Consider the following 21,872-nt stretch of genomic DNA (forward strand, 5'->3'; position numbering starts at 1 on the left):
GAAGATGAACCAGTAGGGGGCGACACATGACCAGCGCAGGCTTTGACCCGAAGTTCCTCGGCACCGAGGCCGGGACTCCCGTCCTGACCGACTCGGGCGCGGCCGACGCGGTCGAGCTCGACGGCTCGACCACGATCGACTACACGCACTTCTCGCTCGCGATGAGCAGGTCCCGCAAGTTCGCGAGCTGGGTCGCGTGGAACATCGACGGCGGCGAGATGAAGGCCTTGAGCCGCAGCAACATCCCGTTCGTCAAGGACCCGCGCGTGCCCGCGGAGTTCCAGACCGGCGACGAGCTGTACCGCGACAACCGGCTCGACCGCGGCCACCTCGCCCGCCGCGCCGACCTGTGCTGGGGCCCCAAGGCCGAGGCGCAGAAGGCGAACCGGGACTCGTTCTTCTTCACCAACATCACGCCGCAGATGGACGACTTCAACCAGAGCGCCCGCGAAGGGCTCTGGGGCAGGTTGGAGGACGCGGTGCTCGCCGACGTCGACGTCGACAACCTCAAGGTCAGCGTCTACGGCGGCCCCGTCTTCAACGCAGACGACCGGCTGTTCCGCGGCGTCGCGATCCCGCGTGAGTTCTACAAGGCGATCGCGTTCGTGGTGGACGGCGAGCTGCGGTGCAGCGCGTTCCTGCTCACCCAGAACATCGTCCTGGCCGAGGCGCTGGACCTCGACGAGTTCCGGGTGTTCCAGGTGTCGCTGACCGAGCTGGAGAAGCGCGTCGGCTTCACGTTCCCGGCCGAGCTGCACGCCGCGGACACGGTGTCGGTGCAACTGCTGGACGAGTCGGAGAGGCAGCCGCTGGGAAGCCTGGCCGAGATCCAGTGGTGAGCTACGTCGTGACGGTCAGTCCCGGCAGCTGACCCCGCAGCTCTTCCAGGCGTGCCAACGACTCCGGCTGGTGCACCACCAGGTGTTCCAGCCCCGGCAGCACGCGCAGGTCGTCGGTGTCCGGCACGCCGAACACCTCCAGCGTCCTGATCGTCGGCCACCGCTCCAGCCCCGCCAGCGGGTAGGGCGGGCGGTGGTCGATCGCCAGTTCGCGCAGCCGCGGCAGCTCGGGCAGCGCGCCCAGCCCGTCGTCGGTCGCCGAGTCGCGGATCTGCAACCGCCGCAGCCCGCCGCCCTCCAGTGACGCGAGGTCGACGCGGCTGAAGTGCAGGTGCAGTTCGCCGAGGTCCTTCACCGGAGCCAGGTCGATGCGGCCGAGCGGGCGGCAGCGGCTCAGGTGCAGCTCCTTCAGCGACCGCGACGCCGCCAGCGGCGAGAGGTCGCGCATCACCTCGTTCTGCCACAGCTCGAGCCGGCGCAGCGAGGGCATGGCGCCCAACGGGTCCAGCGGGTTGATGTTGCCGATGCACCGCACGTACCGCAGCTTCGCCAGGTGCATGATGAACTGGATCCGGTGCCAGCCGCGGACGTCCACCCTGCGGTCGCCGAAGTCCACTTTGGACAGCACGGACCGCGCGTACTGCTCCGCGTCCGGGGTGTTGCGCCACGCCCGCAGCAGCTCGTCGATGACCATCGTGTGGTCGACCGCGACGAACTCCGCGATCCGTTCCCACGCGCCCTCGCCGCCGATGTTCGCGAGCGTCCGCACGACGTAGGCGGCCTCCTCGGACGCCTCGGGGCCGGGCAGCAGGTCGATCACGAACGACCCGGCCTCGGACAACGCGTCGGCGTGCGCGAAGCTCGTCGGCGGGATCAGCGCGGCCGCCGCGGCCGTCACCTGGGCGCGCGCGGTCTCCGGTTCGATCACGTCGGCCTGGTCGAGGCACGCCAGCGCGAGCAGCCGCAGCCTGTCGCGGCCGCGTTCGTCCTTGCGCGTGTCGTCGTTGCCCGCCAGCAGGTCCATCAGCACGCGGGCCCGTTCGCGCGGCCGGGCGTGCGCGACGGCCATCACCACGACGTCGTGCCACTCGTCGAGATGTGCCCTGTCCACCAACAGGTTCAGGTCACCGGCGTCCACGACCTCCTTGGCCGCCAGGTAGTCCCGGAACGTCCGGTGCACGAACTGCACGCGTTCGCCGGACACCTCCCGCAGCAGCCCGGCCCGTTCGAGCAGCCGCTGCATCGCTTCGGACGGGTCGATCTCGTGCGACCGCAGCCCGCGCATCGCGTTGCCGAGCCGGTGCACCGCCTCCTCGCGCGGCACCATCAGCTCCCGGTTGCGCACCAGCGAGTACGCGAACCGTTGCAGCAGAACGAGTTGCTCCTCCTTCGAGAACGACGGCAGCGCGAGCCCGCGGTCCTCGTCCCACCGCACCAGCAGCAGGTCCAGCGCCGCCTCGTAGAGCGACCGCCGGTCGCGCGGCAGGTGCATGTTCCGGTCCTGGTGCAACGCGCACAGCAACCCGGCCAGCAGCGGGCTCGACGTCAGCCGGCGCAGGTCCGGGCGCTTCGCGAGGGTCGTGACCAGGCGGGCCTCGCAGTCGGTGAGCCACACCCGTGCGTCGCGGGTCAGGCCCGGCTCGTCGCGGGCCGCGGTGTGCCAGGCCTCCACGAAGTCGCGCACGCCCTTGTCGCTGAGCGGCAGCAGGTCGAACGCCGCGAACCCGGCGTCCTCCAGCCAGTCCTCCGGCACGGCGGCGGGCCGGGTGGTGATCGCGTACCGGGCGTCCGGATAGGCCGTGACCAGCTTCTCCAGCCACTGCCGCGCCTCGGCCCTGCGTTCCCAGACCAGCTCGTCCACGCCGTCGACGAGGACCAGCGCGCGCCCTTCCCGCAGCCGCGCGGTGACCCAGCCCGCCGGTTTCTCCTCCTCGATCATCGCGGCGGTCGAGGAGATGAACTCCTCCGGCTTCGGCAGCGAGGTGTACTGCCGCAGCGGCACGAAGAACGGCACCAGCCCGAGCCACTCGTTGCCCGGCGTGCCGGTCTGGCCGAGGGCGTTCAACGCGAGCCAGCGCAGGAACGTCGTCTTGCCCGCGCCCGCACCGCCCCGGATCAGCACCCTCGGTGTGTCCGCCAGCGCCGCCGCCACCGGCAGTCCGGCACCGGTCAGCTCGTCGGTGTCGCCGACCCGTGCGACCGCCAGCGACACGTACGAGGTGTCGAACGAGTGCCGGCGCGGCGCCCGGCCGCGCGACACCCCGAACAGCTCCAGCCCGCCCAGCGCGTGCGCGACCTGGTCGGCGTAGCGGTCCTCGAAGTCGCGGTGGGCCGTGTTCAGCGCGAGTTGTTGCTGGTCAGCGAGCCGCGCCACGGCGTCGGCGGTCGCCCGGCCCATCCGGAACATCTCCACCGCGAGCCGGCGCGCGTACTCCGGCTGCGACCACACCAGTTCCACGACCGCGACGCACACCCGCAGCAGCACCGCGTCGTACACGGCTGTCGCCTGCTCCGACAGCCCCGCCGAGCGCCGGATCTTCTCCGACTTCGCCAGCACGTGGGCCCGCAACGACTCGGGCGTCAGCATGATCCGCAGCGCCTCGTCGGGCCGCAGCGGCAGGGAGACCTCGATCGACTCGCGGACGGCGTCCACGGCGGCCTGCCACTCCGACCGCTCGACGGCGCCGAGCTCACCGCGCGCCAGTTCCGCGCCGACCCGCTCGACCAGCGGTCCCGGCCTGGTCAGCTCGCGCCGGCGCTTCTTGTCCTTCGCACCCTTGTGCACGACGTCGAAGAGACCGAGGAGCACCCGCTCCAGCACGGTCTCCAGCACCATCAGCAGTCCGGCGGAAAACGGATCGGCCACGACTCCAGTATCGGCACGTGATCAGCTCGCGCCGGGGGACTTCACCAGCTGTTCACTCGGGCAGCCCGACCTGGCGGACGTGGCCGATCTCGAAGTCCCTGCTCGTGCCGTCCGCGAGGTCGGCGCTGACCACGCCTTCGAGGTGCTTGGTCGGGATGATCACGTGCGTCTCCACAGTGCGCGGCCCGGTGGCGTACTTGATCTCGACGCGGCTCCCGTCGACCAGCGCTGACGACAGCAGCACGACCTCCTCGTCGCGCAGGAAGACGTTCTGGTCGCGCAGCATCCGCGCCGCCGTGCCCCTGGGCGATCCGCGCCCGGCGCTCGGCCGTTCCTGCTCGACCAGCCGGACCGCGAGCTGCGTCAGCTCCAGGTCGTCCATCTCGGTCCGCCACCGGTCGGGCCGGCGTTCGCCACGGGCGTGCGCGCGCCTGCGCTCCACCGTCTCCACAATGGACTGTTCGCCCGCGTCGAGTCCCGTCGGCGCGTACCCGCTGCGGCGCAACGCGGCCAGCGTCTCCGTCATCGGCCGGCCGGACGCCAGCACGGTCGGCGCGAGGAACCGCAGCTTCAACGGCGCGAGCCGCTTCGACTTCGCGATCTCCTGCAGCAGCACCGGATCGGTGGCGCGCACGCAGCTCGCGACGTCCGTGACCGTCAGATGGCCGTGCCGCCGGGCCACGTCCTGGACCTGGTACTCGATCACCTGCGGCAGCGCGGCCTCGGACACCGCCGCGAGCTTCCCGAGCACCTCGCCTGCCGACAGCCCGGTGTCGAGCGCGCGCCGCACCGACCCCGCCGACAGCCGCCACACCCGTGCCGCGTCGTTGTCCTCCAGGTCCGCCACCAGGTTCAGCGTCGCGCTGAGCTCCGGCGACGGCAGGCCGTTCACCACGGCCGTCATGTCCGTCTGGAACGCCGCCTTCTCCGTCGCCGGCGGCATCAACTCGCGCGCGGCGGTCTCGACGTCACCCCCGTGCAGCACCGCCACGCCCAGCGGTGTGAGTGCGCCACCGGCCACCATGCCGAGCGACTCCAGTTCGCCGACGACGGCCGCGGTCGCGCGTTCGTCGTGCACGGCGGGCCGTTCCCACGAGAGGTCCGCGACGACCTCGCTGGTGCGGGTGAACGCCTCCTCGGCTTGGAAGCGCTCCAAGGTGCTGCGCCGCAACAACAGTCCGGCCGCGCCGGTGTAGTCGCGCAACGCGGCCCGCGCCTGGTCCGGTTCCGGCCGCCAGTCCATCCGCTGCCACGCCTGCACCAGCGCCGCGAGCCGCGGCCCCGGCTGCGCGCCGAGCCACTCGTCCCCCTGCTTCGTGGGCAGCAGCCGGCCCCGGTCGACCCCGACGAGCTGGGCCTCGGCCGCGAGCTCCAGCCACAGCCGCAGCACGCCGTCCGCGACCCGCAACGCCCGCGCCACCCGGCGGATCTCCACCGTCGCCACGCCCCCGGTGTAGCGGGCGTCGAACGTGTCCTGCTCGCAGTGCGCCAGCAGCCGCGCCACGCCGTCCACAGTGGACATCGCGGGCACGATCGGCGACACCGAGCTCGCCTTGCGCCTGGTGGGAGCCTTGGGGCGTAACGTCAACGTCCCCTGCGCCGCACCGCCGGTCCGCACCGAGTTGATCGCCGCGAGCCGTGACCCCTCCGGCCACGCCAGGGCCCGCCGCTTCAGCTCCCCGAACGCCCGCTCGAAGTCGCCGACCGAACACCGCAGCTCGGCGCACACCGTGTCGACCGTCCCGGAGTTGCCCTGCGCCACGATCGCCCCGAGCACGTCGACCGCGCCCTGGTCCAGCGTGTCCTCGCCGGCGTGCACCGAGTCCGAGTCGGTCAGCTGCGTCGCGAGGTCCTTGAGAGTCCTGAGGTAGCGATCGGCGACGTCGCGGCGGTACGTGAGGATCGCGGCCACCTCGTCGGGCTCGAGTTGGAGGAGCCAGGTCGCGAGCGCGTTGATACGGCGTGGCATTCATCGGATTATGGCCTGATTGTGTGCGCTCAAACGAATTTTCACCGTCATGGGCGATCCGCCTAGGCTGACTCGGTGACGTTCGACGGTTTCGGCGAGTACGCCATTGACTTCTACGACGGCCTGGTCCTGGACAACTCGAAGGCGTACTGGGACGACAACAAGGAGACCTACCTGCGCGACGTGCGCGCCCCGATGGAGGCGCTGCTGCTCGCGCTGGAGAAGGAGTTCGGCGAGGGCAAGGTGTTCCGGCCGTACCGCGACGTGCGGTTCGCCAAGGACAAGACGCCGTACAAGGACCACTGCGGCGGCGTGGTCGAGAAGGGACGCGGCGGCGGCGCGTACTACGTGCAGATCAGCCCCGAGGGCCTGATGACGGGCGGCGGCTCGTTCCACATGCAGTCAGACCAGCTCGCCCGCTACCGCGCCTCAGTCGGCGCGCACGGCGTCCTGCTGCGCAGGATCGTGGACAAGCTCGTGAAGCAGGGGTGGACGGTCGCGGGGGACGTGATGAAGTCGAAGCCCCGCGGGTTCGCCGACGACCACCCGCACCTCGACCTGCTCAAGCACCGGTCGATCTACGTGCGCCAGGTGTGGGGGCCGGACGACGTGCTGCACGAGCCGGGGTGCCTCGACCGGGTGCGCAAGTCGTGGAGGCAGCTCAAGGACTTCAACGCGTGGTGCGAGGACCACGTCGGCGTGTCCGAACAAACGCGGCGATAGCCCAGCCGAGGCCGATGCCGAGGACGTCCACCAGGGCGTCCAGCACGTCGCCGGACCGGTGCAGCGGCGTGATGACCTGCTGGAGCACCTCCGAGAGCCCCGCGTAGGCCACGAGCGCCAGCAGAACGTGAGGAATCCTCGCGTACAGGCCGGTGAACGCGAGCAGGGCGAACAGCACCGTGTGGACCACCTTGTCCGTACCAGGTGGCGAGCTCGGCACACCTGACTCGGGGGTGAACAACACGACGACGCTCAGCAACGCCGCGGTCACAAAAGGGAGCACTCGACCCATGGTCCGAACATTACCGAGGAGTAGTTCGGGATCGGTCCAGGAACGGGGTCTACTCTCTCTAGACGTGAGTCGACGCGCAAAGATCGTCTGTACCCTCGGTCCCGCCACTGGCACGCCGGACAAGGTCCGCGACCTGGTAGCGGCCGGTATGGACGTGGCCAGGATGAACTTCAGCCACGGCAGCCATGCCGACCACAAGCAGGTTTACGACATGGTCCGCGCGGCAGCCGACGAGTCGGGCCGTGCCGTGGGCATCCTCGCCGACCTCCAGGGCCCCAAGATCCGGCTCGGCCGGTTCGCCGCGGGTCCTGTTGACTGGAACACCGGCGACGTTGTCCGCATCACCGTCGAGGACGTCGAAGGCACGCACGACCGCGTGTCCACGACGTACAAGGAGCTCGCGAAGGACGCCAAGGTCGGCGACCGCCTGCTCGTGGACGACGGCAAGGTCGCGCTCGTGGTCATCGACGTCGAAGGTTCCGACGTCGTGGCCGAGGTGACCGAGGGCGGACCCGTCAGCAACAACAAGGGCCTCTCGCTGCCCGGCATGGACGTCTCCGTGCCGGCGCTGTCGGAGAAGGACATCGAGGACCTGGAGTTCGCGCTCTCGCTGGGCGTGGACTTCATCGCGCTGTCGTTCGTCCGCTCCCCGGCGGACATCGACCTGGTCCACCAGATCATGGACCGCAACGGCAGCAAGCGCCTCCCGGTGATCGCGAAGATCGAGAAGCCGGAGGCCGTGGACAACCTCGAGGCCATCGTCCTCGCCTTCGACGGCGTCATGGTCGCCCGCGGTGACCTGGGCGTCGAGCTGCCGCTCGAGCACGTGCCGCTCGTGCAGAAGCGGGCGATCCAGATCGCCCGCGAGAACGCGAAGCCGGTCATCGTCGCGACCCAGATGCTGGACTCGATGATCAGCAACTCCCGCCCGACCCGCGCCGAGACGTCCGACGTCGCGAACGCGGTGCTCGACGGCGCGGACGCCCTGATGCTCTCCGGCGAGACCTCGGTCGGCCGGTACGCCATCGAGTCCGTGCAGACCATGGGCCGCATCATCGAGGCCGTCGAGACCGAGTCGGTCGTCGTGCCGCCGCTGACGCACGTCCCGCGCACCAAGCGCGGCGTGATCTCGTACGCGGCCCGCGACATCGGCGAGCGCCTCAACGCCAAGGCCCTGGTCGCGTTCACGCAGTCCGGTGACACGGTCCGCCGCCTGGCGCGCCTGCACACGCACCTGCCGCTGCTGGCGTTCACGCCGGAACCGGCCGTGCGCTCGCAGCTCGCGCTGACGTGGGGCACCGAGACGTTCCTGGTCCCGAAGGTGGAGTCCACCGACGAGATGGTCCGCCAGGTGGACACCTCCATGATCGAGATCGGCCGCTACCAGGCCGGTGACCTCATGGTGGTCGTCGCCGGTTCGCCTCCCGGCACCATCGGGTCGACGAACCTCATCCGCGTGCACCGCCTCGGCGAGGACGACCACGCGTAAGTGGCTGGCCTCTCAGCCTGATCCGTCGTGATGCCGGCCCCGCGCCCTCATACTGTTGTGTGAGGACGCGGGGCCGTTGCCGTGTTCGTGCCGCTAGGAGAGTTCTGCCGTGACTGAGGCCGCCCGAGCCGCCGCAACCTCGCCTTCGGGCCTGAGCGGTCAATCCGCAGTGGACGACCTGGTCGCGTTGCTCGACCTGGAACGCATCGAGGAGAACATCTTCCGCGGCGTCTCACCCGCGGAGTCGCCCGTGCGCGTCTTCGGCGGCCAGGTGGCGGGCCAGGCCCTGGTGGCCGCGGGCCGCACCGTCCCGGTCGAACGGCGGGTGCACTCGCTGCACTCGTACTTCATCCGCCCCGGCGACCCGCGCGTGCCGATCGTGTACGAGGTGGACCGCATCCGCGACGGCCGCTCGTTCACCACCCGCCGCGTCGTGGCCGTGCAGCACGGCAAGGCGATCTTCTCGCTGTCCGCGTCGTTCCAGATCGACGAGCAGGGCGTCGAGCACTCCTCGGAGATGCCCGCGGTGCCGGACCCCGAGACGCTGCCGACGTGGAGCGAGTCCGTCGCCGGCTACTCGCTGGTGAACCTGAAGTTCCCGCGCCCCATCGACGTCCGCTACGTGACCGAGCCGCCGTGGGAGTCGCGTGAGGACGGTCCGGGCGAGGCCGCGTCACGGGTGTGGATGAAGGCCGACGGCAAGCTGCCGGACGACCCGATGCTCCAGCTCTGCGTCATGACCTACGCCTCGGACATGACCTTGCTGGACGGCGTGCTGGCGCGGCACGGTGTCTATTGGGGACTGGACAAGGTTCTCGGGGCTTCCCTGGACCACGCCATGTGGTTCCACCGGCCGTTCCGGGCCGACGAGTGGTTGTTGTACGACACCTCCTCGCCGTCCGCTTCGGGGAACCGCGGGCTGGCGACCGGGCGGTTCTTCACGCGGGACGGGGCGTTGGTGGCGACCGTGGTGCAGGAGGGGCTGATCCGCGTGATCAAGCCTTCCGGCGACGGCGCGCAGGCGTAGCGGCGGGAACTTCCCGGGCGATAGCCGGGTGTGATCAATCGAATCGGAGCGGTGGCGACGGGGCTGCTCGTCGCGGTCGCGGTGACCGGGTGCGGTGGCACCGGCGGTGAGACGGCGCCTGCGTCGGAAGTGCCCGCCGCCGCCGCCACCACCACCACCACCACCAGCGCGGCAACGGACAACACGGCCTTGGAACTTCAAGTCCGCGCCTACTCGACCGCGTTCCTCGCGGGCGACGGCGATGCGGCGTACGACCTCCTGTCGCAGCGCTGCAAGGAACGGAACACGCGTCCGAACTTCGTGATGCTCGTGCAGCAGGCGGGGACGCTGTACGGCCCGCAGGAGATTCGGTCCCTGAAGGTCGATCAGGCGGCGGGAGACCTCGCTCGCGTGACCTACACCTACGACAGTGCCGAGTTGGACCAGCGTGGTGAGCCGTGGGTGCGTGAGTCCGGCGTGTGGCGGATCGACGACTGCGGCTGACCCGCTAGTCGGTGCGGCGCCGCCGATGCGTGGGCCGCAGGTTCGCCGGCGGTGTCAGGGCGCGGGTCTCGACGCGTTCCAGCACCACTGAGCTGGTGAGGTTGCGGACCTCCGTGCGCACCGCGATCTTGTCCATCAGGAACGCCTGCAGGTGCGTCGAGTCCGCCACCGCGATGTGGATCAGGAAGTCGGCCTGCCCGGAGACGTGGAAGATCGAGCGCGTCTCCGGCTGCGCCATCACGAACGCCCGGAAACCGGCCACCACGGGCCGGGTGTGAGGCCGCACGTTCACCGAGATGACGGCTTCCAGGGGCAGTCCCGTGGTGGCCGGGTCGACCACCGCGTGGCTGCCGGTGATCACGCCGAGGTCGCGCAGGCGCCGGACCCGTTGCAGGCAGGACGAGGGTGCGAGGCCGACGATCTCGGCCAGGGCGCGGTTCGGGAGGGTGGCGTCGTTCTGCAACTCCTCCAGGATGTGCCAGTCGACCGAATCCAGTTCGGCTTGTTCGCGCATAACCGAACATCGTACTGAGCTGCTGGAATCGGCACGAACGAACGACAGACGATCAGCGGCATGCACATCGCGTGGACGTCGTTCCTGCTGGCACTCGTGGTCATCACGGTCGTGCCCGGCCCGGACTTCGTGTTGGTCATGGGGAACGCGGTCCGGAGCTTCCGGAAGGGCGTCGAGGCGGCTCTGGGCGTGCTCGCCGGGTTGGTGATCCACGGCACGCTGGCGACGCTCGGGTTGTCGGCGCTCGTGGCGGCCGCGCCGACGGCGTTGTTCGTCGTCAAGGCGATCGGCGCGGTGTACCTGGCCTACGTCGGGTTCATGACGCTGAAGGCGGCCAACAAGCCGATCGCCGAACAGCCGCCGCAGAAGAACGTGTTCCTGCGCGGCATGTTGTGCGACCTGTTGAACCCCAAGGTGATGCTCACGTTCCTGAGCCTCATCCCGCAGGCGATGGACCCGCACGCGGCGCCGCTGCCGCAGGCCGCGCTGCTCAGCGCCGTCACGGTCGGGGTGTTCGCGGTGTTCTGGATGATCGTGGTGCCGAGTGCGCGTCAGTTGGGCAGGCTTCTGAGCAAGCCCAAGACCCGCGCGCACTTCGAACGGGTCTGTGGGACCGCTCTCATCGGGTTGGCCGCGTCAGTTCTCGCTACCTGAGTCCCAGGTGACGCTCAGCTCGTCGCGGGTGCCGAACCGGACCAGGTGCCGTTCCACGACATCGCGCAACCGCGCCACGTCCTCCTCCGACGTGCACGCGACACGCAGGATCAACGCGTCGTCGGCGGCCTCGAACTCGGCCAGGCCGAACGAGAAGCGCACGAAACCGCGGGTGTCCTCCCAGGACCCTTCCACGTCCTTCGCAGTGAAGTGCTTCACCAGCTGCGATCCGTACCTGGAGGCACGATCGGTCGCCGAGCGTCCCACGCTCGTGAATTCCGTCATGAAGCCAACTTACGCCTAGCCATACGTACCGGCACGTGACGCGGTTCACCTGCCAAAACGGAGTCTGAGAACACGCTGTGACGTCTCGCGCAAAGCGAGAGAACACGGCAGGCTGTGCGCATGACGGAAGGCAAAGCACGTATCGCGGTCACCGGTCTTGCCACGATGGGCAGCAACCTCGCGCGCAACCTCGCGCGCCACGGCTTCAAAACTGCCGTGCACAACCGGACCCCCGCGAAGATGAAGGCCCTGCTCGAAGAGCACGGCCACGAGGGCGACTTCGTCGGCGCCGAGACGCTGCAGGACCTGGTCGACAGCCTGCAGACGCCGCGCCAGATCATCATCATGGTCAAGGCGGGTGGCCCCACCGACGCCGTCATCGACGAGCTCAGTGACATCCTCGAACCCGGCGACATGGTGATCGACGGCGGCAACGCCCACTACGCCGACACGCGTCGCCGCGAGGCCGCTCTGAAGGAGAAGGGCCTGCTGTTCGTCGGCGCCGGCATCTCCGGTGGTGAGGAGGGCGCGCTCAACGGCCCCAGCATCATGCCGGGCGGCCCGGCCGAGTCCTACAAGCACGTCGGCCCGGTCTTCGAGGAGATCGCGGCCAAGGTGGACGGTCAGCCGTGCTGCGTGCACGTCGGGCCGGACGGCGCCGGGCACTTCGTGAAGATGGTGCACAACGGCATCGAGTACGCCGACATGCAGCTGATCGCCGAGGCGTACGACCTGCTGAGCCGCATCGGCGGGCAGACGCCGGCGGAGATCTCCGAGGTCTTCACGCAGTGGAACTCGGGCGACCTGGAGTCGTACCTGGTCGAGATCACCGCCGAGGTGCTCAAGCACGTCGACGCGAACGGCACGCCGCTCGTGCAGGTCATCGAGGACGCGGCGGAGCAGAAGGGCACCGGTCGCTGGACCGTGCAGGAGGCGCTGGAGCTCGGCGTCCCGGTCACCGGCATCGCCGAGGCCGTGTTCGCGCGCAGCCTGAGCGGCCACACCGACCAGCGCAAGGCCGTGCGCGACGCGTTCGGCGCCAGCGAGGTCGTCGCGAAGCCGGACGCCGACCTGGTCGACGACGTGCGCCAGGCGCTCTACGCGTCGAAGGTCGTCGCGTACGCGCAGGGCTTCGACATGATGCGCGAGGCGTCGAAGAACTTCGACTGGAACATCGACCTCGGCGCGATGGCGACGATCTGGCGCGGCGGCTGCATCATCCGCGCGCAGTTCCTCAACCGCATCCGCGAGGCGTACGACAAGAACGCGGACATCGCGTCTCTTTTGGTGGACGACTACTTCCGCGACGCGGTGCGCAACGCCGAGGCCGCTTGGCGCAGGGTCGTGGTCCGTGCGGTCGAATCCGGCGTGCCGACGCCGGGATTTGTGTCCGCTTTGGCCTACTACGACGGACTTCGCTCCGAGCGACTGCCCGCCGCACTCGTGCAGGGACAGCGGGACTTCTTCGGGGCGCACACGTACAGGCGCACCGACAAGCCCGGTAGCTTCCACACGTTGTGGTCGGGTGATCGATCAGAGGTGGAAGCGTGAAGTTAAAAGCTCTGGGGGCGGTCGTCGCTGTGGCGGCAGGGTTCTCCCTGACGTCCAGCGGCGGCGCCGTGGCGGTCGGCAACGAGGCCCTCACGGCTGATCTCGACACGATCCTCGCCGACAACGCGCTCAAGGGCGCGGATGTCGGCCTGGTCGTGCGGGACGCCGGCACAGGCGAAGTGATCTACACCAGGCAGAGCAGCAGGCGTTCCCAGGTGGCGTCGAACATGAAGCTGCTCACGACGACGACGGCGCTCGACCTGCTGGGCCCGGACTTCCGCTGGAAGACCGAGCTCGTCTCGTCCGGCACGAAGTCCGGCGCGACGCTCAACGGCGACCTGGCGCTGCGCGGTGGCGGCGACCCGACGATGTCCCGGCTGCGCTACCAGCAGCTCGCGGACACGCTGAAGGCCAGTGGTGTCACCACGGTCAACGGCGCGTTGGTCATCGACGACACCAAGTTCGACGCGCAGCCGTACGGCACGGGCTGGGCGTGGGACGACGAACCGTTCTCCTACAGCGCGGAGACGTCGGCCCTCACGCTCTCGCCGGACGCGAAGTTCAGCGCCGGCACGGTCGTCGTGCGGATCAAGCCGGGCGCCGCGGCGGGCGCCCCGGCCGTCGTGACGACCGAACCGGCGAACGACCACGTGCAGATCGTGTCCACGGCGACGACCGGCAACGCCGGGCTCTTCGTGGAACGCGAGCACGGCACGAACCGGATCATCGTCAGCGGCTCCACGTCCGTCGAGACCACGAGGCTCACGTCGGTCAAGGACCCGACCGGGCTCGTCACGTCGGTGTTCCAGAAGGCCTTGCAGGCCAGCGGGATCACCGTCACCGGCGGCGTGAAGCGGCAGAAGGCGCCAGCCGGTGCCGCGGTCCTCGCGACGGACACGTCGATGAAGCTCAGCGAGCTCAACGTGCCGTTGCTCAAGGACAGCAACAACATGCTGGCCGAGGTGCTGGTCAAGACCGCGGGTGGTTCGTTCACCAACGGCGTCAACCAGCTCAGCACCAAGTGGGCCGGTCTCGGCGTCGACCCGAACGCGGTCGAGGTCTTCGACGGCTCCGGCATGTCGCGGCTCGACCAGTTCTCGCCGGACGACCTCACGTCGGTGCTGATCAAGGCGAAGACCAAGCCGTGGTTCGCCGGGTGGCAGGCGTCGCTGCCGGTCGCCGGTGTCGACGGCACGCTCGCGAACCGCATGAAGAACACGGCGGCCGCGGGCAACGTGAAGGCCAAGACCGGGTCGCTCTCGGGCGTCTCGGGCCTGTCCGGCTACGTGAAGACCGCCGCTGGTCGCGACCTGGTGTTCTCGGTGGTGCAGAACAACGTCCTGCTGTTCAACAACCCGAAGAACATCGAGGACCGCATCGCCGTGCGGCTGGCATCGGACGGTGGCAGCTCGGTCGCGCCGCAGATCCAGACGGTGCCGCAGCAGCGCAAGGCTCCGGCGCAGGACCGAGCGAAGGTCCCCGCGCAGGAACGGTTCGACGTGGAGTGCTCCTGGATCGGCACCTGCTGACAGGAGAGTCCACAGTGGAGCCGCCCCGGAGTTTTCGGGGCGGCTCCTCGCTTTCTCAGGCCGGGGACGGCACGGGTTCGAGCCCGTTGCGGTCCGGGTCGACCAGGTAGACGCGGGCGTTCGAGATGTCGAAGTACATGCCCTTCAACGTCAGCGTGCCCGCCGCGATCGCCTCCCGCACGCTCGGGAAGCCGAGCAGGTTGTCGAGCTGCTGCGCGACGTTCGCGACCGCCAGCCGGTCGGCCACCGGCAGCTCCGCGCAGCCCGGCGCGGTCGGCGCGTGGAACCTGATCAACGACGGTTCGGCGTTGCGCAGCCACGAGTGCAGGTGCGAGCCGCGCGCGGCCGACCCCTTCACCAGTGCCTTCATCGCGCCGCAGTCGGAGTGCCCGCACACGACGATCGTGCTGACGTTGAGGATCTCCACCGCGTACTCGATCGCGGCGCCGACCGAGCTGTCGTCCGCGGACGGCCCCGGCACCAGGTTGCCGATGTTGCGCACGCAGAACAGGTCGCCGGGCCCGGACGTGGTGATCAGGTTCGGCACCACGCGGGAGTCCGCGCACGTGATGAACAGCTGCTGGGGCCGTTGCCCGTGCACCGCCAGCTCGTGCAGGAACGGCCGCACCAACGGCGCCGAGCGGCGTTCGAACTCGTGCATGCCGCGCAGCATCGGGTCGCCCTCGACCGAAGCACGCTGGGCCGGCAGCGTCACGGCGTCCGGCGTGCCCTGCCAGTGCGACCACGGCGCGAACCACCGGGGCAGCGGGCCGGGCAACGTCTTGCGCCGCCCCGGCTTGCCCTGGTTCGCGCGGTCGTACCAGGTGTCGTGCACCTCGTCGACCCGCACCCGGCCGCCGAGCCGTTCGTAGCCCTCGCGCCAGTCGTTGATCGCCTCGTAGGACGCGTGGTCCAGGTAGTCGACGTGCAGCTCCAGCACCACGGTCTCGCCCTGCGGCATCCGGCGCAGCTCCCGCACGAGCCGCCCGACGCCGAGGAACACCAGCGATCCGCGCACGCACACCCGGTTGCCCTCGACCCGCACCGAACAGTGCGTCAACCGGTACAACGCGCGCAGCAACGCGACCGCGAGTCCCGCGACCACGCCTTCGAGCAGTCCGAAGAGGACGACACCGAGCGCGGTGGTCGCGTAGACCACGAACTCCCGGTGCTGCAACAGGTTCCGCATCCGCTGAACCGACACGAGCTTCAACCCGACGACGAACAGCACGCCCGCCAGCGCCGCCAGCGGGATCAGCTCCAGCAGCGGCGCGAACGCGAGCACCGCCACCGCGATCCACACGCCCTGGAAGATGGCCGCGTACCGGGTCTTCGCGCCCGCCGCGACGTTCGTGGAGCTCCGCGCGAGACCACCGCTGATCGGGAACCCGCCGAGCGCGCCCGCGAGCACGTTGCCGGTGCCCTGCGCGATCAGCTCCTTGTCCAGCCGGGCGCGCGGCCCGTCGTGCAGCCGGTCCGTGGCGACGGCCGACAGCAACGACTCCATGCTCGCCACCAGCGCGACCGTGACGATCGCGGTCACCACCGTCCCGACACTTCCCTGCGGCATCTCGGGGAACGTCAGCGCGTGGCTGTCCGGCAGGTCCACGCGGGCCACGTCGAACCGCAGCACGAACGCCAGCCCGGTCGCCAGCGCGACCGCCACCAGCGGCGCGGGCACCAGCGACACACGCGGAATCCTGGGCCACAGCAGGAGAACCGCGATCGCCACCGCACCGGCCACCACGGACCCGAGCTGCGCCGAGAACAGTTCCTCGGGCAGCAGCGCGAGGTTCGCGGGCACGGTCGACGCCGCCGTGCCGCCCAGCAGCACGACGAGCTGTCCGACGGCGATGGAGATGCCGATGCCCGCGAGCATCCCGTGCACCACGGCGGGGGACAGCGACATCACCAGGCGGCTGATCCCGGTGAGCCCCAGCGCGAGCTGCAGCACGCCCGCGGCCAGCGTGATCGCCGCCGTGGCCGCCCACCCGAACTGCGCGACCAGCCCGGCGACGATCACCACGAGCCCGGTGCCGGGACCGCTGATCTGCAACGGCGCCCCGCTGATCGCGCCGACGACCACGCCACCGATGATCGCGGAGATGATGCCCGCCATCAGCGGCGCGCCCGTGGCGTGCGCGATGCCGAGCGAGAGCGGGATCGAGATGAGGAACAGCACGAAGCTCGCGGGCAGGTCGTGCTTCAAGAGCACCGGAGGGCCGTGCGGGGTGTGGTCGCCGGCGTTGGACCTGGGCTGATGGTTCACGGGTTTCCCTTTGCTGAATAGCGGCATAGCCCTGTGCGACGGATGCACAGGGCGGGGAGGGGGAGTGAGCTGAGTGCTCTAGAGGGCCTCTAAGGGCAGCATTCGGCGCGGCCGGACGGCATCGAGCTCGTCGGCGCGGTCATGCGGGGTCGGCACGGGAACACCTCCGTGTCGGCACAGGCATCGTGGGTCGGGATCAGGCCGCGTCGTCACCAATGATGAGGCCGGAAACGGTGCTGTGACAGACCTTTCAGCCAACCGTGTTGATCTTGCCCCGAGCCGTCACGCCTGGTGACGGCATAGAAGGGCCGGCTCCGGTCGGGGGGTGCGGAGCCGGCCCAGGTCGTGCGGGAACCGAAGAACTATCGAGTTCCGGAAATCAGCCTACCGAGCGCAGGTGCTTGCCGTGCGAAGTCTCCTGGCCGACGACGGTCAGGATCAGCTGCGCCGACAGGTAGGCACGGCACGGTGCGGGCATCCGCCTGGAGAACCAGCCGCGCTTGCAGGTCGCGCACCGGCCGTGCTCGTCGGGCTGGTGCTCGTCGAGCAACGCCTTCACCACCGCGACCACCCTCGGCAACTCAACCCTGGCGAGTACGAGAGCGGTCTGGTCGTCGCCGCGGGCGGCGAGGTCGGTGAGTGTGGCCAGGTGGGAGTGCAGCGACTTGTCCAGTTGGCTGAACACCGTGACGGCCATCAGGCTCAGAGCTCCAGTCCGTGCGTAAGCAACCCATGCAGCCTGGCGCGCCCAACCTGCGATCTGCAAGTTGCAGTACACGAATGGATGACGTCTCTTTGCGACGGGCTGGTTTGCTCTCAAACTGGGAACGACCAGGAGGTGCGGATGCCACTCAGGAGGCGTCATGCGGGGTAGCAGCCCGACCCTGCGCAAGCGCCGGCTCGTGAGCGAGCTGCGGCGCCTGCGCGAAGTGGCCGAGCTGACGATCGAGGAGGTCGGGGAGCGCCTGGAGTGCTCCGCCTCCAAGATCAGCCGCATCGAGACGGGCCGGGTGGGGGTGAGCCCGCGCGACGTGCGGGACATGCTCACCGCCTACGGTGCGGACGCCGCAGCCCTCGAGGAACTGGTCCAGCTCGCCAGGGAAGCCCGCCGCAAGGCGTGGTGGGACGAGTTCGGCGACATCGTGCCCGGTCGTTACGTGGGGTACGAGGCCGACGCGGACTCGATCAGGAGCTTTCAGGGCCTGATGATCCCCGGCCTGCTGCAGTGCGAGGCGTACACGAGAGCGTTGATCTGCCAGGGCTTGCCGAACGCGAGCACCGCCGAGATCGACCGCCGCGTCCGGTTGCGCAAGGCCAGGCAGGCCCTGCTGCGCGAGGACGACCCGTTGCGCCTGCACGCCGTGATCGACGAGGCCGCCCTGCGCAGACTCGTCGGCGGCCCAAAGGTGATGCGCGAGCAGTTGGAGCGTCTTCTTGAGATCGGTGCACTGCAGAACGTCATGATGCAGGTCGTGCCGTTCGACGCCGGTGGTCATGCCGCGATGGACGGCCCGTTCGTGATCCTCAGCTTTCCCGAGCGGCTCGACCCCGACGTTGTGTACATCGAAAGCACCAGAAGCGGCGTCTACCTGGAACAGCAGTCGGACGTCCTTTCCTACGCCGAGATGTTCGAGCGGCTGGTGAGCGCCTCGCTTCCGCAGCGGGAGTCCTTCGCCTTGATCACCGAAGTCGCTCGCACTCTCGCGTGACCGCGACCGGGAGTGAACAGACAGTGGAAAGCTTGAGTTGGCGCAAGAGCAGCCGGTCCTCGGCCGCTGGAGCCGACTGCGTGGAGATCGCGCTCGTCTCGACGGGTGCGGCGGTCCGTGACAGCAAGAACGCGGACGGCGCGCGGCTGAGGTTCGGCGACGCGGGGTGGGACACGTTCCTCGCCGCCGCGAAGAACGGCTCTTTTGTCAGCTGATCGACAGACGCACGAGAAGGCCCCGGCTGGATGATCCAGCCGGGGCCTTCTGCTCGTAAGGGGACGTGGGCCGGCCGGCGTTCCGCCGCCGCGGGCTGGATGCCCCTTGCACGCCGGCCGACCCACGTCGATCATGGGGAGCAGCGGGTGTTCCGCTGTCCGGTCCAACCTGGTCGGACTCGCTGATCTCCGGTTTCCGTTGATCTCGCGGTCTGTGGTTGGTTGGACACGCTAAGCGTAAGAATGCCTTCTACAGCACGACTGGAGCCCGACTGAAGTGATCTTCAAGCTCCAGGTGGCCCACAGGCGAGGGACAGAGCGGTGACGCACGGCGAGGAACCCCTTCGGTTCGAGGTTCTCGGCCTTCTCCGGGTCGTTCGCGCAGGTCAAGAGGTTGATCTCGGTGCGGCGAAGCAACGCGCGGTCCTCGCGGTCCTGTTGCTCGCGCGCAACACCCCGGTGTCCCGCGGGCAGATCATCGAGGCCGTCTGGGGCGACAACGTGCCCTCCAGTGCTGTCAACCTGGTCCAGACCTACGTCGCGGGACTGCGCCGGGCGCTCGAACCGACCCGCGCCCGCCGCGCGCCCGCCGAGCTGCTGACCTCCGTCGGCGACGGTTATCTGATGCGCATCGAGCCCGGGGCGCTCGACCTCGACGTGTTCGAACGTCAAGTGCTGCTCGCGAACCGCATGCGCGCCGCCGGTGACCTCGCCGGAGCCGCGGTCGAGCTGGACGACGCGCTGGCGTTGTTCCGCGCCGAACCCCTGGGCGGCGTCTCCGGGCTGCACGCGGACGTCGAACGCGGCCGGCTCGTCGAACGCCGCCTCGCCGTCCTGGAGGAACGCGCCGAGCTGGGCCTCGCGATCGGGCAGGGCCCGGAACTGGTCTCGCAGCTGGGCTCGATGGTCCTCGAACACCCGCTGCGCGAACGCGGCCACGGCCTGCTGATGCGCGCCTTGGTGCAGGCCGGGCGCCAGGCGGAGGCGCTGGCCGCGTACCGCGAGGCGCGGGCCGTGCTGATCGAGGAGCTCGGCGTCGAACCGGGTCCCGAACTGCGGCGCGTGCACCAGGCCGTGCTCGCGGGGGACAGTCCCGAACCGGAACGTGCGCCCGTGCGCGTGCCGCAGCAGCAGGCCGCGCCCGAACCCGCACCGGTGACGGTCCCGGCCCAGCTGCCGCGCGCGCCCGTCGCGTTGATCGGCCGCGATCCCGAACTGGCCGCGATGGACGCGTTGCTGCGCGGCCACGACGGCCCGGTGCTGCTGGTGACCGGTCCGGCCGGCGTCGGCAAGACCGCGCTGGCGTTGCACTGGTCGCACCGGGTGCGCGAGGAGTTCCCGGACGGCCAGCTCTACGTCGACGTGCACGGGTACGACCCGAACCGCGAGCCGCTGGAGATCGGCGAGGTGCTCAACCGGTTCCTGCGGGCCCTCGGCGTGCCCGCCGGGGAGACGCCGGTGTCGGTCGACGAACGCTCGGCGCTGCTGCGGACGCGGCTGGCCGACCGCCGGATGCTCGTGATGCTCGACAACGTCCGCAGCTCCGCGGATCTGCTGCCGTTGCTGCCGGGCGCGCCGTCGTGCGTGGTCGTGACGTCCCGGCGGCGGCTCGTCGGGCTGGTCGCGCAGGTCGAGGCGAAGCTGATCGAGCTGGACATGCTCGACCCCGACGCGGCGGTCGACGTGCTGGAGCGCATCGCCGGGAGGTCCGACATCGAGGCCGGCGCGCTGCGGTCGCTGGCCGAACTGTGCGACGGCCTGCCGCTGGCGTTGCGGATCGCGGCGGCTCGTCTCGCCGTGTCACCCCGTCTGCGCGTGGCCGAGCTGGTCGAGGAGTTGCAGGACGAGCAGGGCCGGCTGGCCGCCCTGGGGCTGGAGGACGGCGAGGGCACGGTCCGGGCGGCTCTGGACGCCTCCCGCCGGGCGCTGCCCGCCGAGCCGTCGCGGTTGCTGGCGATCGTCGGCCTGCACCCCGGCGCCGACCTGACCCCGCACGTGGTCGCGGCGATGGGCGACGTCCCGTTGATCGAGGCCCAGCGCGCGCTGGACGCGCTGACCGCCGCGAACCTGCTGTCCGTCAGCGAACCAGGCCGCCACTTCGCGCACGACATCGTCCGCGTCTACACCAAGACCCTGGCGCGCGAGCTGTCCGAACCGGAACGCCGCGCCGCCACCGGCCGCATGCTCGACTACTACCTGCACTGCGCCGACCTCGCCGACGGCTTGCTGCCGATCAACCGCGGCAGCGTCCTCGTCGCCCCCGAGCACCGCCCGGCGCACGTGCCCGCGATCTCCGGCCCGGCCGACGCGACGGCCTGGTTCGACGCCGAACGCGCGAACCTCATCGCCGCCGCCGAACTGGCCTCGGGCTCGGGCTGGCACGTGCACGCCTGGCAGCTGCCGTACACGTTGTCGCGCTACCTCTGGCTGCGCACCGAACGCGAGACCTCGTTGCGCCTCACCGAAGCCGCGCTCCAGGCCGCGATCGCGTTGAACGACGACGACGCGCGGTTCGTCATGCAGTTCAACCTCGGCGTGGCGCTGCTCCAGTTCGAACGCTTCGAAGAGGCGTTGCAGGCGCAGCAGGGAGCGCTGGAAACGGCGCGCCGCAAGGAGGACGTGCACCAGCAGGCCCGTGCGCTGACCACGGTCGCGGGCACGTTGCAGGACCTCGGCCGGCACGCGGAGGCCGAGGCGCACTACCGCGAGGCGATGGAGATCTCGCGGATCGCGGGGTCGAAGTGGGCCGAGGCGAACGCCCACCACCACCTCGGGCTGCTGTACCTGAGCACGCAGCGGTTCGACGACGCGATGCCGTGGCTGCGGGTCGCGTTGCGGATGTACCACGAGGTGGGCGAGCAGTGCGGTGAGGCGGCCTGCCACACCGACATCTCGACGGCGTTGCTGGAGACCGGGGACACCGACGGGGCGTTGTCGGCGGCTCGCACGGCGCTGGCGGTGGCGTGCGACGCGGTGTCGCCGTACCACCAGGCGCTGGCGCACGACCGGCTCGCGGCGGTGTTCGAGCGGCTGAACGCGGCGGGGGCGGCGGCGCACTGGCAGCGGGCGCTGGCGTTGTTCACGGAGCTGGGGGCGCCCGAGGCCGACGGGGTGAGGGCTCGGCTGGCTCGGGCCCGCGCGGTGAAGGTGGGCTGAGGGCTCGGTCGCGGCCGGCCTGTGGCGGTTCCGGTGGGTAAGGGCCTCAGTCACGGCGGCCGGGTAAGGGTTCTGCCGCGCCGGAGTGCGTGATCGCCTGATGCCTCACCCGGCCCCTCAGGACGAACCTCCTCACCATGACCGAGTGGACCCCTGAGGCGATCAAGGCGGAAATCGACTACCGACGTGGCAACGCCCGGTGCAACTGGCAGCGGTCGAACGGCTCCGCGCCGTCGTGGCTGCACCGAGTGATCCACCGCACCTCTGGAAAACCCCGCAGCACCCGGTGATGACATGTGAAA

The 21,872-nt window shown here is 70.0% G+C and carries 19 protein-coding genes; 12 read left to right on the forward strand and 7 right to left on the reverse strand.

Annotation, left to right across the window (positions count from 1 at the left end; translation table 11 throughout):
- The first annotated feature begins 26 nt into the window (after positions 1-26).
- Positions 27-839 (forward strand): DNA/RNA non-specific endonuclease, encoded by an 813-nt coding sequence (locus ACFWNN_RS12040; protein ID WP_382439910.1) that lies wholly within the window; start codon positions 27-29, stop codon positions 837-839.
- Between the two features lies 1 nt (position 840).
- On the opposite strand, the gene ACFWNN_RS12045 is transcribed toward ACFWNN_RS12040, so the two are convergent.
- Together ACFWNN_RS12045 and ACFWNN_RS12050 are read right to left on the reverse strand one after the other, a co-directional pair.
- Entirely contained in the window at positions 841-3,705 is a 2,865-nt protein-coding gene (locus tag ACFWNN_RS12045) for an NACHT domain-containing protein (RefSeq protein WP_382439911.1), read from the reverse strand.
- Positions 3,706-3,757: 52 nt separating this feature from the next.
- Positions 3,758-5,674 (reverse strand): helicase-associated domain-containing protein, encoded by a 1,917-nt coding sequence (locus ACFWNN_RS12050; RefSeq protein ID WP_382439912.1) that lies wholly within the window; start codon positions 5,672-5,674, stop codon positions 3,758-3,760.
- A gap of 75 nt (positions 5,675-5,749) precedes the next feature.
- Between ACFWNN_RS12050 and ACFWNN_RS12055 the strand changes: the two genes are divergently transcribed.
- Positions 5,750-6,397, forward strand: a complete 648-nt coding sequence (locus ACFWNN_RS12055) for a DUF2461 domain-containing protein (RefSeq protein ID WP_382439913.1) — start codon at positions 5,750-5,752, stop codon at positions 6,395-6,397.
- On the opposite strand, the gene ACFWNN_RS12060 is transcribed toward ACFWNN_RS12055, so the two are convergent.
- Positions 6,345-6,689, reverse strand: a complete 345-nt coding sequence (locus ACFWNN_RS12060; RefSeq protein WP_382439914.1) for a VanZ family protein — start codon at positions 6,687-6,689, stop codon at positions 6,345-6,347. The two genes, ACFWNN_RS12055 and ACFWNN_RS12060, sit on opposite strands and share 53 nt — an antisense overlap.
- A 64-nt stretch (positions 6,690-6,753) precedes the next feature.
- Here ACFWNN_RS12060 and pyk point away from each other — a divergent pair, with 64 nt between their 5' ends.
- From pyk to ACFWNN_RS12075, 3 genes are all read left to right on the forward strand, one after another.
- Complete coding sequence (gene pyk / locus ACFWNN_RS12065; RefSeq protein ID WP_382439915.1) at positions 6,754-8,178, forward strand: pyruvate kinase; 1,425 nt, start codon at positions 6,754-6,756, stop codon at positions 8,176-8,178.
- A 109-nt stretch (positions 8,179-8,287) separates the two neighbouring features.
- Complete coding sequence (gene tesB / locus ACFWNN_RS12070) at positions 8,288-9,205, forward strand: acyl-CoA thioesterase II (RefSeq protein WP_382439916.1); 918 nt, start codon at positions 8,288-8,290, stop codon at positions 9,203-9,205.
- A gap of 51 nt (positions 9,206-9,256) precedes the next feature.
- Complete coding sequence (locus tag ACFWNN_RS12075) at positions 9,257-9,688, forward strand: hypothetical protein (RefSeq protein ID WP_382439917.1); 432 nt, start codon at positions 9,257-9,259, stop codon at positions 9,686-9,688.
- 4 nt (positions 9,689-9,692) lie between these two features.
- Here ACFWNN_RS12075 and ACFWNN_RS12080 read toward each other — a convergent pair whose 3' ends face one another.
- The gene (locus ACFWNN_RS12080; protein WP_382439918.1) at positions 9,693-10,202 is read right to left on the reverse strand and encodes an Lrp/AsnC family transcriptional regulator; all 510 of its coding nucleotides are present in this window, start codon (positions 10,200-10,202) and stop codon (positions 9,693-9,695) included.
- A 60-nt stretch (positions 10,203-10,262) separates the two neighbouring features.
- Here ACFWNN_RS12080 and ACFWNN_RS12085 point away from each other — a divergent pair, with 60 nt between their 5' ends.
- Positions 10,263-10,856 (forward strand): LysE family translocator, encoded by a 594-nt coding sequence (locus ACFWNN_RS12085; RefSeq protein ID WP_382439919.1) that lies wholly within the window; start codon positions 10,263-10,265, stop codon positions 10,854-10,856.
- Here ACFWNN_RS12085 and ACFWNN_RS12090 read toward each other — a convergent pair.
- Positions 10,839-11,141, reverse strand: a complete 303-nt coding sequence (locus ACFWNN_RS12090; RefSeq protein ID WP_382439920.1) for a DUF2218 domain-containing protein — start codon at positions 11,139-11,141, stop codon at positions 10,839-10,841. The genes ACFWNN_RS12085 and ACFWNN_RS12090 overlap by 18 nt on opposite strands.
- Before the next feature lie 120 nt (positions 11,142-11,261).
- Here ACFWNN_RS12090 and gndA point away from each other — a divergent pair, with 120 nt between their 5' ends.
- Both gndA and dacB read left to right on the forward strand, forming a co-directional pair.
- Positions 11,262-12,692: an NADP-dependent phosphogluconate dehydrogenase gene (gndA, locus tag ACFWNN_RS12095; RefSeq protein WP_382439921.1), complete on the forward strand. Its 1,431-nt coding sequence runs from the start codon at positions 11,262-11,264 to the stop codon at positions 12,690-12,692.
- A complete protein-coding gene (gene dacB, locus ACFWNN_RS12100) occupies positions 12,689-14,221 on the forward strand; it encodes a D-alanyl-D-alanine carboxypeptidase/D-alanyl-D-alanine-endopeptidase (RefSeq protein WP_382439922.1) in 1,533 nt (510 codons plus the stop codon). Before gndA ends, dacB begins: the two co-directional genes overlap by 4 nt.
- Positions 14,222-14,276: 55 nt before the next feature.
- On the opposite strand, the gene ACFWNN_RS12105 is transcribed toward dacB, so the two are convergent.
- Complete coding sequence (locus tag ACFWNN_RS12105; RefSeq protein ID WP_382439923.1) at positions 14,277-16,490, reverse strand: SulP family inorganic anion transporter; 2,214 nt, start codon at positions 16,488-16,490, stop codon at positions 14,277-14,279.
- A gap of 379 nt (positions 16,491-16,869) precedes the next feature.
- The gene (locus ACFWNN_RS12110) at positions 16,870-17,187 is read right to left on the reverse strand and encodes a hypothetical protein (RefSeq protein ID WP_285639035.1); all 318 of its coding nucleotides are present in this window, start codon (positions 17,185-17,187) and stop codon (positions 16,870-16,872) included.
- A gap of 166 nt (positions 17,188-17,353) precedes the next feature.
- On the opposite strand from ACFWNN_RS12110, the gene ACFWNN_RS12115 reads away from it, so the two are divergent.
- The 4 genes from ACFWNN_RS12115 to ACFWNN_RS12130 all read left to right on the forward strand — a co-directional run bounded on the left by ACFWNN_RS12115 (position 17,354) and on the right by ACFWNN_RS12130 (position 21,860).
- Complete coding sequence (locus ACFWNN_RS12115; protein WP_382439924.1) at positions 17,354-18,199, forward strand: helix-turn-helix domain-containing protein; 846 nt, start codon at positions 17,354-17,356, stop codon at positions 18,197-18,199.
- Positions 18,200-18,222: 23 nt separating this feature from the next.
- Positions 18,223-18,414: a DUF397 domain-containing protein gene (locus tag ACFWNN_RS12120; RefSeq protein WP_382439925.1), complete on the forward strand. Its 192-nt coding sequence runs from the start codon at positions 18,223-18,225 to the stop codon at positions 18,412-18,414.
- A gap of 321 nt (positions 18,415-18,735) precedes the next feature.
- On the forward strand, positions 18,736-21,570 hold the full coding sequence (locus ACFWNN_RS12125; RefSeq protein WP_382439926.1) for a BTAD domain-containing putative transcriptional regulator: 2,835 nt from the start codon (positions 18,736-18,738) through the stop codon (positions 21,568-21,570).
- A gap of 137 nt (positions 21,571-21,707) precedes the next feature.
- Positions 21,708-21,860: a hypothetical protein gene (locus ACFWNN_RS12130; protein ID WP_382439927.1), complete on the forward strand. Its 153-nt coding sequence runs from the start codon at positions 21,708-21,710 to the stop codon at positions 21,858-21,860.
- Positions 21,861-21,872 lie beyond the last annotated feature (12 nt).

Source organism: Lentzea sp. NPDC058450 (assembly GCF_042721395.1).
GTDB lineage: Bacteria > Actinomycetota > Actinomycetes > Mycobacteriales > Pseudonocardiaceae > Lentzea.

Bases quoted from the DNA above. Each gene is read 5' to 3' on its own strand.
- ACFWNN_RS12040 (WP_382439910.1), top strand. From the start codon at position 27: ATGACCAGCGCAGGCTTTGACCCGAAGTTCCTCGGCACCGAGGCCGGG.
- ACFWNN_RS12115 (WP_382439924.1), top strand. From the start codon at position 17,354: ATGCGGGGTAGCAGCCCGACCCTGCGCAAGCGCCGGCTCGTGAGCGAG.
- ACFWNN_RS12050 (WP_382439912.1), bottom strand. From the start codon at position 5,674: ATGCCACGCCGTATCAACGCGCTCGCGACCTGGCTCCTCCAACTCGAG.
- ACFWNN_RS12080 (WP_382439918.1), bottom strand. From the start codon at position 10,202: ATGCGCGAACAAGCCGAACTGGATTCGGTCGACTGGCACATCCTGGAG.
- ACFWNN_RS12110 (WP_285639035.1), bottom strand. From the start codon at position 17,187: ATGGCCGTCACGGTGTTCAGCCAACTGGACAAGTCGCTGCACTCCCAC.
- ACFWNN_RS12130 (WP_382439927.1), top strand. From the start codon at position 21,708: ATGACCGAGTGGACCCCTGAGGCGATCAAGGCGGAAATCGACTACCGA.
- ACFWNN_RS12090 (WP_382439920.1), bottom strand. From the start codon at position 11,141: ATGACGGAATTCACGAGCGTGGGACGCTCGGCGACCGATCGTGCCTCC.
- ACFWNN_RS12085 (WP_382439919.1), top strand. From the start codon at position 10,263: ATGCACATCGCGTGGACGTCGTTCCTGCTGGCACTCGTGGTCATCACG.
- gndA (WP_382439921.1), top strand. From the start codon at position 11,262: ATGACGGAAGGCAAAGCACGTATCGCGGTCACCGGTCTTGCCACGATG.
- ACFWNN_RS12060 (WP_382439914.1), bottom strand. From the start codon at position 6,689: ATGGGTCGAGTGCTCCCTTTTGTGACCGCGGCGTTGCTGAGCGTCGTC.